This is a genomic window from Methylobacterium komagatae (assembly GCF_042661665.1).
Classification (GTDB): domain Bacteria; phylum Pseudomonadota; class Alphaproteobacteria; order Rhizobiales; family Beijerinckiaceae; genus Methylobacterium; species Methylobacterium komagatae.
The window spans coordinates 293,886-310,518 of sequence record NZ_JBHSWN010000001.1; the positions used below are offsets into that span (position 1 = coordinate 293,886).

14 protein-coding genes and 2 pseudogenes are annotated in these 16,633 nt (G+C 67.5%); 7 read left to right on the plus strand and 9 right to left on the minus strand.

Annotated features, from left to right (window positions below):
* Window positions 1-4: 4 nt before the first annotated feature.
* Window positions 5-1,326, minus strand: a pseudogene (gene ftsY / locus ACFQE0_RS01465) (signal recognition particle-docking protein FtsY).
* A 44-nt stretch (window positions 1,327-1,370) separates the two neighbouring features.
* On the opposite strand from ftsY, the gene ACFQE0_RS01470 reads away from it, so the two are divergent.
* Window positions 1,371-2,051: an RluA family pseudouridine synthase gene (locus tag ACFQE0_RS01470; RefSeq protein ID WP_378966418.1), complete on the plus strand. Its 681-nt coding sequence runs from the start codon at window positions 1,371-1,373 to the stop codon at window positions 2,049-2,051.
* Here the strand turns inward: ACFQE0_RS01470 and mtaB are convergent.
* Together mtaB and dapF are read right to left on the minus strand one after the other, a co-directional pair.
* Window positions 1,991-3,289 carry a tRNA (N(6)-L-threonylcarbamoyladenosine(37)-C(2))-methylthiotransferase MtaB gene (mtaB, locus tag ACFQE0_RS01475; RefSeq protein WP_378966421.1) on the minus strand — a complete coding sequence of 433 codons (1,299 nt, stop codon included), beginning with the start codon at window positions 3,287-3,289 and terminating at the stop codon, window positions 1,991-1,993. The two genes, ACFQE0_RS01470 and mtaB, sit on opposite strands and share 61 nt — an antisense overlap.
* Window positions 3,289-4,176, minus strand: coding sequence for a diaminopimelate epimerase (dapF, locus tag ACFQE0_RS01480; protein ID WP_378966423.1), 888 nt, complete (start codon window positions 4,174-4,176; stop codon window positions 3,289-3,291). The genes mtaB and dapF overlap by 1 nt, the downstream gene beginning before the upstream one ends.
* A gap of 196 nt (window positions 4,177-4,372) precedes the next feature.
* On the opposite strand from dapF, the gene ACFQE0_RS01485 reads away from it, so the two are divergent.
* The 5 genes and pseudogenes from ACFQE0_RS01485 (at window position 4,373) to tam (ending at window position 8,628) form a co-directional block, all read left to right on the plus strand.
* Complete coding sequence (locus ACFQE0_RS01485) at window positions 4,373-5,101, plus strand: GyrI-like domain-containing protein (RefSeq protein ID WP_378966425.1); 729 nt, start codon at window positions 4,373-4,375, stop codon at window positions 5,099-5,101.
* 149 nt (window positions 5,102-5,250) lie between these two features.
* A pseudogene (locus tag ACFQE0_RS01490) lies at window positions 5,251-5,966 on the plus strand (endonuclease III domain-containing protein).
* Window positions 5,967-6,073: 107 nt separating this feature from the next.
* Complete coding sequence (gene trpS, locus ACFQE0_RS01495) at window positions 6,074-7,123, plus strand: tryptophan--tRNA ligase (RefSeq protein ID WP_378966428.1); 1,050 nt, start codon at window positions 6,074-6,076, stop codon at window positions 7,121-7,123.
* The gene (locus ACFQE0_RS01500; RefSeq protein WP_378966431.1) at window positions 7,120-7,824 is read left to right on the plus strand and encodes a haloacid dehalogenase type II; all 705 of its coding nucleotides are present in this window, start codon (window positions 7,120-7,122) and stop codon (window positions 7,822-7,824) included. Before trpS ends, ACFQE0_RS01500 begins: the two co-directional genes overlap by 4 nt.
* Window positions 7,825-7,845: 21 nt before the next feature.
* Complete coding sequence (gene tam / locus ACFQE0_RS01505) at window positions 7,846-8,628, plus strand: trans-aconitate 2-methyltransferase (RefSeq protein ID WP_378966433.1); 783 nt, start codon at window positions 7,846-7,848, stop codon at window positions 8,626-8,628.
* 123 nt (window positions 8,629-8,751) lie between these two features.
* Here tam and ACFQE0_RS01510 read toward each other — a convergent pair whose 3' ends face one another.
* From ACFQE0_RS01510 to ilvN, 4 genes are all read right to left on the minus strand, one after another.
* On the minus strand, window positions 8,752-9,405 hold the full coding sequence (locus ACFQE0_RS01510; RefSeq protein ID WP_378966435.1) for a pyridoxamine 5'-phosphate oxidase family protein: 654 nt from the start codon (window positions 9,403-9,405) through the stop codon (window positions 8,752-8,754).
* Window positions 9,406-9,514: 109 nt separating this feature from the next.
* The gene (gene ilvC / locus ACFQE0_RS01515) at window positions 9,515-10,534 is read right to left on the minus strand and encodes a ketol-acid reductoisomerase (protein ID WP_378966438.1); all 1,020 of its coding nucleotides are present in this window, start codon (window positions 10,532-10,534) and stop codon (window positions 9,515-9,517) included.
* 146 nt (window positions 10,535-10,680) lie between these two features.
* Window positions 10,681-11,322 (minus strand): glutathione S-transferase family protein, encoded by a 642-nt coding sequence (locus ACFQE0_RS01520; RefSeq protein ID WP_378966440.1) that lies wholly within the window; start codon window positions 11,320-11,322, stop codon window positions 10,681-10,683.
* A 73-nt stretch (window positions 11,323-11,395) separates the two neighbouring features.
* Window positions 11,396-11,938, minus strand: a complete 543-nt coding sequence (gene ilvN, locus ACFQE0_RS01525) for an acetolactate synthase small subunit (protein ID WP_378966442.1) — start codon at window positions 11,936-11,938, stop codon at window positions 11,396-11,398.
* A gap of 178 nt (window positions 11,939-12,116) precedes the next feature.
* Between ilvN and ACFQE0_RS01530 the strand changes: the two genes are divergently transcribed.
* Window positions 12,117-12,959 carry a class I SAM-dependent methyltransferase gene (locus ACFQE0_RS01530; protein WP_378966444.1) on the plus strand — a complete coding sequence of 281 codons (843 nt, stop codon included), beginning with the start codon at window positions 12,117-12,119 and terminating at the stop codon, window positions 12,957-12,959.
* Between the two features lie 149 nt (window positions 12,960-13,108).
* On the opposite strand, the gene ACFQE0_RS01535 is transcribed toward ACFQE0_RS01530, so the two are convergent.
* Window positions 13,109-14,884, minus strand: a complete 1,776-nt coding sequence (locus tag ACFQE0_RS01535) for an acetolactate synthase 3 large subunit (RefSeq protein ID WP_378966446.1) — start codon at window positions 14,882-14,884, stop codon at window positions 13,109-13,111.
* Between the two features lie 227 nt (window positions 14,885-15,111).
* Window positions 15,112-16,632, minus strand: coding sequence for an amidase (locus tag ACFQE0_RS01540; protein WP_378966448.1), 1,521 nt, complete (start codon window positions 16,630-16,632; stop codon window positions 15,112-15,114).
* Between the last annotated feature and the right edge of the window lies 1 nt (window position 16,633).

Below are 16,633 nucleotides of genomic sequence, written 5' to 3' on the forward strand. Positions count from 1 at the left end.
GGTCTCAGTCCCGTTCCAGGCCAGCGACGGCCCTGGCGAAGTCGCGGGCGGCGAAGGGTTCCAGATCCTCCACGCCCTCTCCGACTCCGATGAAATGCACCGGCAGACCGAACTTGGCCGCCAGCGCCACGAGGATGCCGCCTCGCGCCGTGCCGTCGAGCTTGGTCATCACGAGCCCGGTGATCGGCGCGGCCTGCGAGAACAACTCGACCTGCGACAGGGCATTCTGGCCGACCGTCGCATCGAGGACGAGAAGCGTCGCGTGCGGTGCCTCCGGGTCCTGCTTGCGCAGGACACGGACGATCTTCTCCAATTCCGCCATCAGGCCGGTCTTGTTCTGCAACCGGCCAGCCGTGTCGATCAGAAGAATATCGGTGCCTGCCGCCTGAGCCTTCTTCAGCGCGTCGAAGGCGAGACCGGCGGCATCCGCCCCTTGTGCGCCGCTGACCACCGGCGTGCCGGTGCGCGCGCCCCAGACGTTCAATTGCTCGATGGCCGCCGCGCGGAACGTGTCGCCCGCCGCCAGCATCACGGACCGGCCCTCGGCGTGGAACTTCGACGAGAGCTTGCCGAGCGTCGTGGTCTTGCCCGCGCCGTTGACGCCGACGGTGAGGATCACGAACGGCTTCTTGGTCCCGTCGATCTCGAGGGGCTTCGCCACGGGCTCGAGCGCCCGCTCGACCTCGGTCGCGAGGATGGAGCGGACCTCGTCCGGCGAGATGCCTTTCTCGTAGCGGCCCTTGCCCACCGCCTCCGAGATCTTGATCGCGGTCTCCAGGCCGAAATCGGCCTGGATCAGCGCATCCTCGAGATCTTCGAGGGTGGTAGCGTCGAGCTTGCGCTTGGTGAACAGCCCCGTGACCCGGTCGGACAGGGCCGAGGAGGTTCGGCGCATGCCGGAGGTCAGGCGGCTCCACCAGCCCTTCGCCTCGGGCTCCCGTTCGGGACCTGCACCCGCATCGTGGGCGAGGGCAGCGGCGGTATCAAGGGGCTGGATGTCGGGATCGAGGGCGACCTCCGGCTCGCGGTTCACCGTGCCGGTGTCGACAGGATCGGCCCCATGGCGCGGGTCATCGCCCGCCGTCCCGGCGGGGGGCGTTCATCCTCGCCTTCGATCGGCAGGAGATCCGCGCCCTCATTGGCATCGATCTCCGTCTCGTCCTCGGGCAGCGGGATGTGCTCGACATCGTCGGCGCCCGTGGCGAAGTCGAGATCCCCCTCGGAGGGCGGGGCCGGTGTTTCCTCCGGCGCGTCCTGCTTGACCTCGTCCTTGCCCTTGCGCCCGAACAGGCGCCCGAACCAGCCGGGCTTGTCCTCGCTCGTCATAAACCCTCGCATTCCGCCCGAATCCGGCGCATGTCCCGAATCCGATGCCTCATACAACCGACATAGGCGCGCGCCTGCTCTATCGCGATGCCCTGGTGCTCGTCATCGACAAGCCAGCGGGCCTGCCGGTTCATCCGGGGCCTCGCGGCGGCGAGACGCTGACCGACCATCTCGACGCCCTCCGCTTCGGCCTGCCCCGGCGGCCGGAGGCGGCGCACCGCCTGGACCGGGACACGTCGGGATGTCTCGCGCTCGGCCGCCATGCCAAGGCCTTGGCCCGCCTTGGCAAGCTGTTTTCCAGCAATGCCGTGGACAAGACCTACTGGGCTGTCGTCTCCGGCGGCCAGACCGATGATTTGGGCAGCATCGACCTGCCTCTGGCCCGCCGCTCCTCCGATCCGCGTTCGTGGTGGATGAAGGCCGACCCGGCGGGCGACCCCAGCCTGACCCATTGGCGCGTCCTCGGCCGGAGCGAAGGCCTCACCTGGCTCGAATTGAAGCCTGTGACGGGACGGACCCATCAATTGCGCGTCCATTGCGCGGAGTCGGGTTGGCCCATCCTCGGCGATCCGATCTACGGAGGCGCGCCGAGGGGCAGTGCCCTGCATCTGCACGCCCGCGCCCTGTCGCTTCCGCTCTATCCCAAGCGCGATCCGATCGTCGTTCAGGCACCGGCCCCGGCGCATATGGAAGGAGCACTTTCGAGGTGCAGCGCGCCCGCTTGAGGCTCGGCGATCAACCGCATCCCGTCATGCCCGGCGATCCGCACGCTCAGCAGCGTACCGGCCGCGACGTGTTCACCCAGGACCACGGTGGAAAAGTCCTCCGCCCGGCCGGTGCCGCCGCGCTCCGCCAGCACCGTGAGCGTCTTGCCCACCTGAGCGGCCAGATGGCGCGCGCGAGCCGCATCGCCCGCCCCGCGCAGCCGAGCCGCACGCTCACGAATGATCTCCGGCGCGACCGGCGGCATCCGCGCAGCGGGCGTGCCGGGACGCGGCGAGTAGGGGAAGACGTGCAGATGCGTCAGACCGCATTCCTCGACGAGGGCGAGGCTCTGCGCGAACTGCGCGTCCGTCTCAGTGGGGAAACCCGCGATCAGGTCTGCGCCGAAGACGAGGCCCGGCCGTGCGGCGCGGGCGGATTCGCAGAAGCGGATTGCATCCGCCCGGCTATGCCGCCGCTTCATTCGCTTGAGGATCAGGTCGTCACCCGCTTGTAAGGACAGGTGCAGGTGCGGCATCAGCCGGGGCTCGCCTGCAATGGCTTGAAGCAGAGCCTCGTCCACCTCGACCGAATCGATGGAGGACAGGCGCAGACGGGCGAGACCCGGCACCTCGGCGAGGATCCGTAGCACGAGGCCGCCGAGGGAAAGGCCCTCATCGAGATCCCGCCCATAGGCCGTGAGATCGACACCCGTCAGGACCACCTCGCGGCCGCCCGCCTCGACGGTGCGTGCGACCTCTTCGATCACGGCGCCGCCCGGGACCGAGCGCGACCGCCCGCGTCCGAAGGGGATGACGCAGAAGGTACAGCGGTGGTCGCAGCCGTTCTGAACGGGGATGAAGGTACGGGTATGCCCTTCCATGCCTGCAACGCCGGCGGGTTCGGCGGTGAGGGCGTCCATCACCGCGCCGGGTCCTCGCGCGGCACCCGCCCATACGGCGGGGCGAAGCTTCTCGGCATTGCCGATCAAGCGGGAGACCTCGGGCATCGCGCGATAGGCTTCGGTCTCGACCTCGGCGCCGCAGCCAGTCACGACGATCTCCGCCTCGGGCCGCGCACGCGCCGCCTTGCGGATAGCCTTGCGCGCCTGCCGCCCGGCTTCCTGCGTCACGGCGCAGGTGTTGACGACGAGACGCGGACGCCCGTCCGACGCTGCGAGGCGGCGCATCGCCTCCGTCTCCACGATGTTGAGACGGCATCCGAAGGACAGAGTCTCGACGGTGTCGGGCCGATCCTGCATCAGCCGATCCCGGCGAAAAGCTCCGGTGCGAAGGTGCCTTCCGCGACCAGGGCGACCGGGCCGGTCATCAGCACGTGATCGTCGGCCCGCCACTCCACGAAAAGGTCGCCGCCGGGCAGGCTCACATTGGCCTGTCGCCCGATCATGCGTAGGCGCGAGGCCGCCACGACCGTAGCGCAGGCTGCCGTGCCGCAGGCGAGCGTCAGACCGGCCCCGCGCTCCCAGACCCGGAGCTTGATCGCCTCACGGCCTAGCACTTGTGCCACCGAGATGTTGGCGCGTTCGGGAAAGACCGGGTGGTTTTCGAGGAGCGGTCCGATCCGGCCGAGATCGTAGGTGTCCGGGTCCGCGTCCACGAAAAACACGGCATGTGGGTTGCCCATGTTTACCACCCCCGGCGAATGCAGCACGGGCGCATCGATGGGGCCGATCTGCAATTCGATGCGGCGGGTATCCGGGAAAGGCTCGGCCAGGGGGATCTCGTCCCAGGCAAGATGCGGGCGGCCCATGTCGACGGTGAAGGACCGCTCGGAATTGCGCCGCACCCCGACGCGCCCGGCGCTGGTTTCCAGAAGCAGCCGCCCGCCCTCGGCCGGACGGGCCATGGCCGGATCGTCGAGCATCGCGAAGGCGACGCAGCGGGTGCCGTTGCCGCAGGCACCGGATTCCGAGCCATCCGTATTGTAGATCCGCATGAAGGCGTCGGTCTCCGCGCTCACGGGATCGTGCAACACCATCAATTGATCGAACGACGAGCCGGGATCGGCCGCGATGGCCCGCGCCTCGGCCGCGGACACGCGAAGGGGCGTGCCGCGCAGGTCGAGCACCACGATGGCGTTGCCGGCGCCGTGCATCTTCAGGAAACGTCGATGGGCGAGTGCGCTCATACGGAAGGATCAGCCGGAGGGGTTCGGGGCGCTTATGGCAAACCCGGCGCATCAGCGCGAGTGCGCTGCAGCGTTGCAGATCCGCCGCACATGCAGAAGCCGATGGCGGACGCCCTCGCAGGGCCGCACGAGTGCGATTAACTTGGAGATGGCAGCCGCGAGACCCCGAGTCGCCGCCGCCGATGGGAGCCCCCGCGTGACCCGTTGCCGCCGTCTCGTTCCCGCGCTCTGCGCCGTCGCCGCCGGGCTCGCCCTCATTCAGCCCCTGACGGCCCAGCAGCCGCCGTCTCCGGCCCAGACCAACCCGCTGCCGACCACGACAGCGCCGAACCCTCCAGCCGACCCCGACAAGAGCGCGGCGCCCGCCCCGCAACAGGCGATTGTGCCGCCGCCCGCCGGGCAGGCCGCGCAGCCCGCCGACCCGACGCGTCCGCCCCTCGTGGCCAAACCCGCCGAGCCGGGCGATGTCGATGAGGTGACCCTTCCGGCAAAGCCCGCTGCCATCCTCACCGGCAAGGCGACCTGGGAAGAGGCGGTGCAGAACCTGCGAAAGGCCTTCGCGCAGATCGAGGCCGACCTCGCGAAGATGGGGCTGAAGCCCGCCGGGCGCCCGCTCGCCGTCTTCACCAAGACCGAGGATTCGGGCTTCGAGTTCGACGCCATGATCCCCGTGGCCGCTGCACCGGGTTCGCCCCCGGCGATGGAGGACGGCCTCCGCTTCGGTACGACGCCCTCCGGCAAGGCCCTGCGCTTCGCCCATCGGGGCTCGTACGAGGGCATCGACGGCACCTATGAGACCCTGACCGCCTACCTCGATGCCAAAGACATCGTGGTGCAGGACAAGTTCATGGAAGAATACGTGACCGACCTGAAGGACGGCGCGGATGACGGCCTCGACGTCAACATCTACGCGTTGCTGAAATGACATTCGCGAGGGGAGGTCGCCTCGCTCGCCTGCCGGGGCCGAGCGAGGATGGACATTTTGCCGCCTCCACCGTGGGGCGGGAACGCGGCCAAGCTGCGTGTGATTTGCCGGTCATGTTTGCCGCGAACGATCATGCGCCATCATCGGCCATGCCGCCTGCCGACGAAACGAACGCACCGGCCGGGTCGGACCTTGCGCTCCTGGTCCATGCACGGCTTTGCAGCGTCTACCACTGCCCGATTCCGTATTTCAGCGAGAAGGAGCCGCTCTCCGAGTTGATCTCGGCGCTGCTCTCGCACCGGACGCGCAATGCCGCCTCCGGCAAAGCCTTCAAGGCCCTGCGCGAGCGCTTCCCGACCTGGGACGAGGTGATGCGGGCCGAGACCGGCGAGATCGAAGAGGCCATCGCCGGGGTGACGTGGCCGGAGCCAAGGCGCCGCGCATCCGCGCCATCCTCGGGGCAATCCAGGCCCGTGCGGGCCGCCTCAGCCTCGATTTCCTCGCCGAACTCTCGCCGCCGGAGGCGCGGGCATGGCTGGAGCAGTTCCCGGGTATCGGCCCCAAGACGAGCGCGGCGGTACTGTCGTTCTCGTCCCTGCGGATGCGGGCGCTGCCGGTCGACAGCCACCATCACCGCGTCGCCCAGCGCCTCGGCCTTATCGGCAAGAAGGTCGGGCTCGGCCCGGCCCACATCCTCCTGCTCGCGCAGCTACCCGCCGACTGGACGGCTCAAGATCTCTACGACAACCACGAGATCCTGATGCTGCACGGACAGCAGGTCTGCCACCATCGCCGCCCGGCCTGCGGGCGCTGCCCCCTGGTCGATCTCTGCCCGAGCGCGCTGAGCGAGATGCGGGAGCCCTGAGGGCGCGCATCGTCTTGACCCCCCTCGCCCCGGGTGCCACTAACCGCCGCCCGGCTGGCGAGACGTGACCACACGATACCGGCCCCACACTGTCAGGATCGGCGCCGATGGCCGCGTTCAAGGAATTGGTCTTCTCCGGGGTTCAGCCGACCGGAAACCTTCACCTCGGCAATTATCTTGGCGCCATCCGCCGCTTCGTGGAGATGCAGGAGCGCGAGGCGCAGTGCCTCTATTGCGTGGTGGATCTTCACGCGATCACCGTGTGGCAGGACCCGGAAGCCCTGCGCGGGCAGATCCGCGAGGTCACGGCGGCCTTCCTCGCCTCCGGGATCGATCCAAAGCGGTCCATCGTGTTCAACCAGAGCCAGGTGCCGCAGCACGCCGAACTGGCGTGGATCTTCAACTGCGTCGCCCGCCTCGGCTGGCTGAACCGCATGACCCAGTTCAAGGAGAAGGCGGGCAAGGACCGGGAGAACGCCTCCATCGGTCTCTACGACTATCCCGTGCTGATGGCCGCCGACATCCTGGCCTATCGCGCTACCCATGTGCCGGTCGGCGAGGACCAAAAGCAACACTTGGAGCTGACCCGCGACATCGCGCAAAAGTTCAACACCGACTTCGGGTCGTCCATCGCGGCGCAGGGCCATGAGGGCGGCTTCTTCCCCATCACCGAGCCGATCATCGGCGGCCCGGCGGCGCGCGTGATGTCCCTGCGCGACGGCACGAAGAAGATGTCGAAATCCGACCCTTCGGACAATTCGCGTATCAACCTGGCCGACGATTCGGACGCCATCGCGCAGAAGATCCGCCGGGCGAAGACTGATCCCGAGCCCCTGCCTTCCGAGGTTGCGGGGCTGAAGGAGCGGCCGGAAGCGGACAACCTCGTCGGCATCTACGCCGCGCTCGCGGGCACGACCCGCGAGGATGTGCTGCGCGACCATGGCGGGGCGCAATTCTCGGCCTTCAAGCCAGCGCTCGCCGACCTCGCCGTGTCGAGCCTTGCGCCCATCGCCGCCGAGATGCGCCGCCTCTCGGCCGATCCCAGCTACATCGAAGCCGTTCTCGCAGACGGTGCAGAGCGTGCCGAGGCCATTGCGCAGCAGACCCTCGACTCGGTGAAGGACATCGTCGGCTTCGTGCGGAGAAAGCGGGGATGACGATCCGGGCGCTGGTCTTCGACGTCTTCGGGACGCTGGTGGACTGGCGCTCCGGCGTCGCGCGGGAGGCGCAACGCCTCCTCTCGGCCCATGCACCCGGCCTCGATGCCGGTGCCTTCGCCGATGCGTGGCGGGGGCGCTACGACCCCTCCATGGAAACCGTGCGCTCCGGCGCCCGACCCTTCGTCGATCTCGACACGTTGCAGACCGAATCCCTGCCGGAGGTTCTGGCCGCCTTCGGCATTTCAGGTGTCCCCGAGACCGTGCGTGCCGAGTTGGTCCAGGCATGGCACCGCCTCGACGCATGGCCCGAGGTTCCGGCGGCCATGGCGCGCCTGCGCGAGCGCTTCTTGCTGGCGCCGAACTCCAACGGCCCGGTACGGCTGATGGTCGATCTCGCCCGCCGCAACGGCCTCATCTTCGATGCGGTGCTCGGCGCGGGCTACTCCCGCGACTACAAGCCGAAGCCCGCGCTCTATCGTGACGCCGTGGCGGCCTTCGGTTTCGCGCCGGAGGAGACGATGATGGTCGCCGCCCATTCGAACGACCTCGCGGCGGCGGCGAGCCATGGTCTCGCCACTGCGCATCTCGCGAGGCCCTCCGAGCACGGACCCGCCGGCGGCGAGACCGCGCCCAGCGTGCCCGTTACCTACGCGGCGCGCGATCTCGCGGATCTCGCGGATCAACTCGGCTGCCACTGACACCGGATAGGGGAATCCGCCATGGCTGACTGGAACCCCGCTCTCTACACTCGCTTCGAGGATGAGCGGACCCGCCCGGCGGCCGATCTTCTCGCCCGGGTGCCCCTCGACCGGCCGACCTTGGCCTTCGATCTCGGCTGCGGGCCGGGCAACTCGACCGCCCTCATCGCCGCACGCTACCCTGACGCTGAGATCGTCGGGCTCGATACCTCTCCCACCATGCTGCACAGCGCGCGGGCGCGTCTCCCCCACCTGCGGTTCGCCTTCGCGGATGCCGCGAGCTGGGAGCCGGAGCGGGCGCCGGACCTGATCTACGCCAACGCCGTGCTGCAATGGCTACCGGACCACCACAGCCTGCTGCCGCGCCTGTTCGGGCTTCTGGCGCTGGGCGGCGTCCTCGCGGTGCAGATGCCCGACAACCTGTCCGAGCCATCCCATCGGGTAATGCGCGAGATCGCGGCGTATGGCCCCTGGGCCGCCACCATCGGTGATCCGGCGGTGGCCGGGCGCCTCGGACGCATTCTGGAGCCCGCCGCCTATTACGATCTGCTCGCGCCCTTGGCGGAGGAGGTCGATGTCTGGCGCACCGCCTATCACCACCGCATGGCGGATGCGGCGGCGATCGTTTCCTGGGTCAGCGCGACGGGGTTACGCCCCTTCATCGACCCGCTGGACGAGGCCCAGCGAGCAGGCTTTCTCTCGGCTTACGAGGCGGCCATCGATGCCGCCTACCCCCCGCGGGCGGATGGCAGCAGGCTGCTGGCCTTCCCACGGGTGTTCATCGTGGCGCGTAGGGCCCGCTGACATCCTCCGTCTTTGCGAGCACAGCGAAGCAATCCAGGGAGGCGCCACCTTCGAAAATGGCCCTCCCGCCTCGGGATTGCTTCACTTCGTTCGCAATGACGGCGTTGGATGAGGTGCAGGGCCTCAGCCCTGCCCTCGTGCGATGAGTTCGCCATAGGCCCCGAGGTCGAGTTCGCCCTCTTCGGCCACCCGGGCCCGGTCCTTGTCGGCGATGACCGGCTGCACGAAGTCGAGGCGCTTCCACTGGGCGAGGGGCGTCTCCGCACCGGCCTTCGGCACGTATCGGCTCTGATCGACCTTCGTGTAGCGGTGGATGTAGCGGGGGCAGTTCACCCACACGGTCTCGACCGCCACGCGGACGATGTACTGCGCCTCGGGGTAGGAGTCTTTCAGCGGGTCGTCGCGGAGGATCTGCGCGGTGCCCTGGACGCGCAGGCGATGCGGCGTCTCGAAATCGATGAACAGCATCCCGACCTTCCCTTGGCCCGCGATGTTGCCCATCGAGAGGAACATGCCGTTCCCATCATAGCCGGGAAAGGCCAGCTCCTTGTCGCCGACCACCGTCACGACGCCGGTCGGGCCGCCTTTGTAAGAGACGGTCGGGTTGCCCCCCTCGTCCACGGTCGAGAGGAAGAACATGTCCCGTGATTCGATGAAGGCGCGGTCCTGCTCATCGATGGCGCGGTGGACGTGGTGCTTGTCGAGGAATTCGGCGAGTTTCGTCGTGCCGAAATCGTCCTGAAGGGCGCGGTGCGCGTCACCGTAAAGCGAGTCCATGGGCTCCTCCCGTTCTTGTCGTTGGAGCCGTTCATTTCAGAGGCAGCGCGCAAAGAAAAGGGCCGACCCCCTCTCAGGAGCCGGCCCTCTCACCTCACGGATGAGGGGATCAGTTGCGGGACTTGTCGACCAGCGCCTTCTCGGAGATCCACGGCATCATGCCGCGCAGCTTGGTGCCGACCTCCTCGATCGGGTGAGCGGCGAGCTTGGCACGGGTGGCCTTGAACGAGGTCTGGTTGACCTTGTTCTCCAGCATCCAGTTGCGGGTGAAGGTGCCCGACTGGATGTCGTTCAGCACGCGCTTCATCTCGGCCTTGGTCTCGGGCGTGATGATGCGCGGACCCGTCACGTACTCGCCGTACTCGGCCGTGTTCGAGATCGAGTAGTTCATGTTGGCGATGCCGCCCTCGTAGATGAGGTCGACGATCAGCTTCACCTCGTGCAGGCACTCGAAATAGGCCATCTCGGGGGCGTAACCCGCCTCGACCAGGGTCTCGAAGCCGGCCTTGATGAGCTCGACGAGGCCGCCGCAGAGCACGGCCTGCTCACCGAACAGGTCGGTCTCGCACTCTTCCTTGAAGGTGGTCTCGATGATGCCGGCGCGGCCACCGCCATTGGCCGAAGCGTAGGACAGGCCGAGGTCATGGGCGTTCCCGCTCGCGTCCTGGGCGATGGCGATGAGCGTCGGCACGCCGCCGCCACGCAGGTACTCGGAACGCACAGTGTGGCCCGGGCCCTTCGGGGCGACCATCAGCACGTCGAGATCGGCGCGCGGCTCGATCAGGTTGAAGTGCACGTTCAGGCCGTGGGCGAACAGGAGGGCAGCGCCCTGCTTCATGTTGCCGGCCAGCGACTCACGGTAGATGTCGCCCTGCAGCTCGTCGGGGGTGAGCATCATCACCACGTCGGCCCATTTGGCAGCCTCGGCGACGTTGAGCACCTTGAAGCCCTCGTGCTCGGCCTTCTTGGCGGTGGCGGAGCCCTCGCGCAGGGCGATGACGATGTCCTTCACGCCCGAATCGCGCAGGTTGAGCGCGTGGGCATGGCCCTGGCTGCCGTAACCGACGATGGCGACCTTCTTGCCCTTGATCAGGTTCAGGTCGGCGTCGCGATCGTAATAGACCCGCATGGCGGCTTCTTCCTTCAGAATAGACGATGAGCGCGCGCGGGCGCTCGTTGGGTGTGCGGCCGTGCGATGCGCGGGCTTTTAGCCGCGCAAGACCCTGAACGGAAGGCCAAACCGTACAGAGCTGTCCTGTCGGAGCAATCCTGTCGTCAGGCCGGCGGTGTCAGCTCTTCCCGAGCGAGCACCGCCTGAACCGCCGGGCGGGCGGCGACGCGCTTGGCATGCGCGGTCCAGGCCGGGAAGCGCCCGGCCATGTCGAACTTCATTACCTGGCCGCGTCCCCATAGCCAGAACACGAGCAGGTAGGCGTCCACGACGCCGTAGCTCTCGCCCACCGCCCAACCCCCGTGGGAGAGACGCACTTCGGTCATGGTGCAGAGGTCGCCGAAGGTGTCGGCGGCCTTGGCGCGGATGCCTTCGAAGGCTTCCTCGTCGTCCGTGTAGCGCTCGGCGCGGCGGGCATGGGCGTAGGTGACGTGGTGGCTGCTGGCGAGCCAGCCGAGCCATTCGTCGGCGGTCGCCATCTCGCGCAGATCGGTCGGCCACAGCCCCTTATCGGGCACCTGCCGGGCGACGTAGCGCATGATGGCCGCGCATTCGGTGAGCACCCAGCCGTCTTCCACCAAAGCCGGAACGCGGCCCCGGTCGTTGATGGCGAGGTACTGCCCCGAACGCTGATCGCCCTTCGCGAGATCGAGCGCCTTGCCCTCGTAGGGAAGGCCGGATTCCTCAAGGATGATGTGCGCTGCCAACGAACAGGCGCCGGGGGCGTAGTAGAGGGTGCGGGTCATGAGCCTGCTTCGCGGTTTTGGCGGGGCGCTGAGTCGACATGCCCCTACGGTGATGGCGGATGGCGGTGGCCGCTTAGAGCGGCTCCGCCCCCCGGCTCATCGCGGCGATGCCGGTGCGGCAGATTTCGACGAGGCCGATCACGCTCATCAGACGCACGAAGCGGTCGATCTCCTCGGTCGCACCGGTGAGCTCGAAGACGAACGAGTTGAGCGTCGCGTCCAGCGTCTTGGCGCCAAAGGCGGCGGCAAGGCGAAGGGCCTCGCTCCGGTGCTCGCCTTCGCCCTTCACCTTCACGAGGCAGATCTCGCGCTCCAGCGCATTGCCCTGAAGGGTCAGGTCGACAACGCGGTGCACCGAGACGAGACGGTCGAGCTGGGCTTTGATCTGCTCGATGACGGCGTTGGTGCCGGTGGTCACGATCGTGATGCGCGAGATGTGGCGCGCCTCCTCGGTCTCGGACACGGTCAGGCTCTCGATGTTGTAGCCCCGCCCCGAGAACATTCCCGAGATCCGCGCAAGCGCGCCCGGCTCGTTGTCGACCACCACCGCAAGGGTGTGACGGTTGACCGCCTCGACCCGGACCGGCTCCGGGTAGTGGGTGTTCATCGCGTTCATGCCCTTGGTCCCGTCCTGTCGTTACGGCCCGTTCCCGGCCGTTTCCCGTGAAGTCCCGTCCCGGAAGGTCGCCTGGACGCTCCCGAAGACGCGTGATAACGGCGCGGCCGATGACAGCCCGACAGCGCGCCCTTGAAGCCGTGAGCCCACGCGGACGCCTCGGCGTCGGCTCGGGCCGTTGAACCGACCGCTGATCCGGCGCGAGGACGGCGAGGTTCTCTACGCCGACCACCGCTCTACCGAAGACCTCCGCGCCAAATACGCCGGACATTCTTCGGTCGTCGGAGCGCAGGCGCAGCCCATCGTCGATGTCGATCTCGTCCTCGAACACCAGAGCCTCGCGGAATCCCTCGGCCCCCGTGCGCCCGTGGATTACATCGTGGCGAGCCACGTCATGGAGCACATTCCCGACCCGCTGGGCTGGCTGAACGATCTGGCCGCCGTCCTGCGCGAGGACGGAGTGATCTTCCTGGCCGTGCCCGACAAGCGATTCACCTTCGACTTTCACCGCAAGCCTTCCACGACGGCGGATCTCGTCGGCCACCATCTGACGGGCGCGACGATCGCGAGCCCGATCCAGGTCTTCGACTACGTGTCCCGCGTGGCGGAGGTCGATGCCGCCGCCGTCTGGGCCGGGACGGAGCGCGCGCCGGGTCCGATCTTCGAAGGACAGTTGAGCAGGGCACTCGCGGATGCCCGCAGCGTCGCCGAGCATGGAAGCTATGTCGACACCCATTGCACCGTCTACACGCCGGTGAGCTTCCTCGCCGTGTTCCGCGACGTGATCGAACTCGGGCTGATCCCCTTCGAGATCGCCCGCATCGAGCCGACGCAGCGGAATACGATCGAGTTCTACGTGACCTTGCGCAAGCGATCCGCCGCGAGCCCTGCCGAGCGCGCCGCCGTGACCCCGCGCCTCGACCCGAGCCACCACGACGCGTGGCCCGACGTGCCGGTGCGCGGCTTCGGACGGCGCCTCACCCTGGCGCTGCGGATGCTGCGCAAGGGCAGCATCCGCTAGTGTAGTCACGCACTCACTTCGTTCACGCGTGCCTGCCCTAGCTTCTTGTTCATGCATCAATTTTTCCAGACACGGCTGACGCCTCCGTCTGGATCGATGCACTAGGCTGAGGCCGGCAAGCACGGCTGATCACCCCTTCGCCGGTCGGGTCAGACGAGCATCTTCCCTTCCTCGGAGATCACGTCGCCCAATTCGACGCCGGTCTCGCCGAGATAGTCGGAGAGCAGCATCTCGTTGTGCGCCTTGCCCGAGGGGATCATCGGGAAGCAGTTCTCGGTCTTGTCGACCACGCAGTCGAACAGGACCGGGCCGTCATAGGCGAGCATCTCAGCGATCGACGCGTCGAGATCGCCCGGCTTCTCGCACCGCATACCCTTGGCGCCATAGGCCTCGGCGAGCTTCACGAAGTCCGGCAGGCTCTCGGAATAGCTCTGCGAGTAGCGCGAGCCGTGCAGCAGCTCCTGCCATTGGCGGACCATGCCCATGTACTCGTTGTTCAGGATGAACACCTTGACCGGCAGGCGATACTGGATCGCCGTCGAGAGCTCCTGGATGTTCATCAGGATCGAGGCTTCGCCCGCGATGTCGATGACCAAGCCATCCGGATTGGCGAGCTGCGTGCCGATGGCCGCGGGCAGGCCGTAACCCATGGTGCCGAGGCCGCCGGAGGTCATCCAGCGATTCGGCTCATCGAACTTGAAGTACTGCGCCGCCCACATCTGGTGCTGGCCGACCTCGGTCGTGACGAAGGTCTTGCGATCCTTGCACGCCTCGTAGAGCCGCTGCACCGCGTATTGCGGCTTGATGATCGTGCCCGACGGCCAATAGGCGAGGCAGTCGCGTGCCTTCCAGGCGCGGATCTTCTGGAACCAGCCATCGAGGTTCGACTTGTCGGGCTTCGACGGCAGGGCGCGCCACGCTTCGAGCATGTCAGCCAGCACCGAGCCGCAATCGCCGACGATCCCGACATCGACCTTCACGACCTTGTTGATCGAGGAAGCGTCGACATCGACGTGGATCTTCTTCGAGAAGGGCGAGAACGCGTCGAGGCGGCCGGTGATGCGGTCATCGAAACGCGCGCCGATGCAGATCATCACGTCGCATTCGTGCATCGACAGGTTGGCTTCGTAGGTCCCGTGCATGCCGAGCATGCCCAGGAACTTCTCGTCCGTGGCCGGGTAGGCACCCAGACCCATCAGCGTCGAGGTGATGGGAAAGCCCGTCTCGGCGACGAGTTCGCGCAGCAGACGCGACGCCTCCGGGCCGGAATTGATGACGCCACCGCCCGTATAGAAGACCGGACGCTTGGCAGTCGCCATCAGCTCGACCGCCGCGCGGATACGCTCGGCGTCGCCTTTCACGGCGGGCTTGTAGGTCTTGTGCCGCATCGTGGCGGGGCGCTCGTAGAGGCCCGTGGCGAACTGGATGTCCTTCGGCAGGTCGATGACGACCGGGCCGGGGCGACCGTTCTTCGCAACGTAGAACGCCTCGTGCAGGATGCGCGGCAGATCCTCGATCGATTTCACGAGGTAGTTATGCTTCGTGCAGTGCCGGGTGATGCCGACCGTGTCGCATTCCTGGAACGCATCCGTGCCGATCAGGTGCGTCGGAACCTGGCCGGTGATGCAGACGAGCGGGATCGAATCCAGCATCGCATCGGTCAGGCCGGTGACGATGTTGGTGGCGCCGGGGCCCGAGGTGACGAGCACGCAGCCGACCTTGCCGGACGAGCGGGCATAGCCCTCGGCCGCGTGGACCGCGCCCTGCTCGTGCCGCACGAGAATGTGCTTCACATGCTCCTGATGAAACAGCGCGTCGTAGATCGGCAGCACCGCGCCGCCCGGATAACCGAAGAGCGTGTCCACGCCCTGATCCTGGAACGCCCGGATGACCATCTCGGCCCCGGTCATGACCTCGCCGCCCATGCTCCGTCTCCTCGTCCTCTGGCCTTTTCGGCCGTCCTTTGCTCCGATGTGCTTGTCGCAGGCAACAAAAAAGGGCCCCGAGGGACCCTTCATGCGTCACCAGCCGGTCAGCGGCCTGGTTCAAGGCCGCCCGGTTGGTGACGCTCCCGCTACAATAAGAACCAAGCGCATCGGAAAACCGAACCCTGCCCGGCGCGACGGCCCCGACCATTCGGGAGGCACGTGCGTTACGGATTGCGCGTCATACTCCGTGCGAGAGACGCGGTCAACGACCTGGGATGCCAAGAACCCTCATCGCGACGGGGCCTATTATGCAGCCGGAGGCGGATAGCGCCGCACCCATCCGCTCGCCGCATCGTACGCCGCACCGAGCGCAAACAGGCCAGCTCGCCGTGATTGCGTCCGACGATCTGAATGCCCATAGGCAGGCCGCCCGGTCCGAAACCGGCCGGGACTGCGAGCGCGGGTAAGCCTGCCATGGTGGCGGGCACCGCGATCTGCATCCAGCGATGATAGGTGTCCATCGTCCGCCCGCCGACCGTCTCCGGCCAGCGCTGGGCGGTATCGAAGGGGAAGACCTGCGCGGTTGGCATCACGACGAAGTCGTAGTCTTGCATGAACCGGCGCATCGCGTCGTACCACCGCGTCCGGCCGACCTGCGCCGCCATCACCTGATCGGCGCTGAGGCTGAGGCCGCGTTCGGCCTCCCACACCGCCTCGGGCTTCATCATCGCCCGATACGTGGGATTCTCGACCAAGGGACGCAGATTCGCCGAGACGGTGAAGGCGCGCAGCACACCCCAATCGTTCCAGACCTGCTCGATGTCGAATTCCGGCACCGCCTCGTCCACGAAGCAGCCGACATCTTCGAAAGCGGCAAGCGCCGCGCGACAGGTCTCCAGCACGCCGGGTTCGAAAGGGATCCGGCCTCCGAAATCGCCCGCCCAGGCGATTCGCACGCCCCGGAAATCACGCTCCAGCGCCCCCGCGAAGCCCGCCGGATCCTGCCGGATCGAATTGGGGCACCGCGGATCGTAACCCGCCTGCACCGAGAGCATCAGCGCGATGTCGGCGGGCGTGCGCCCGATGGCGCCGTGAACGCTGAGGCCGGGGCTGAACACATCCGGCGTTTCCGCAGGGATCCGCCCCCAGCAGGTGCGCAGGCCGTACACGTTGTTGAAGGCAGGCGGATTACGCAGCGATCCGCCATGGTCGGTGCCGTCCGCCACCGGCTGCATCCGCAAGGCGACGGCCACCGCCGCGCCGCCGCTCGAGCCACCGCCGGTCTTGGCCGGATCGTAGGCGTTGCCGGTAACCCCGAAGACCGGATTGAAGCTGTGCGAGCCGAGCCCAAATTCGGGAATGTTGGTCTTGCCGATAAAGATCGCCCCGGCCCCGCGCAGGCGCGAGACCATGATCGAATCGGCATCCGCGATGCGATTCGCGAAGATCGGCGAGCCTTGCGTGAAGGGCAGGCCACGGACGGGGTCGAGATCCTTCACCGCCAGCGGGAAGCCGTGGAGCAGGCCGACTGGCTCGCCCCGTGCGAGCTTGGCATCCGCCTGCGCCGCCTCGGCCATCAGTTCCGCCTCGTCACGCAAGGCGACGATGGCGTTGAAGGTCGGATTGAGCCGCGCGATCCGATCGAGATAGGCGCGCATCACCTCAGCGCAGGACATCGCCCGCCCGCGTATGGCGGCAGAGAGGTGGACCGCGCCGAGCGCGGTAATTCCATCCGCGCCCGCCATG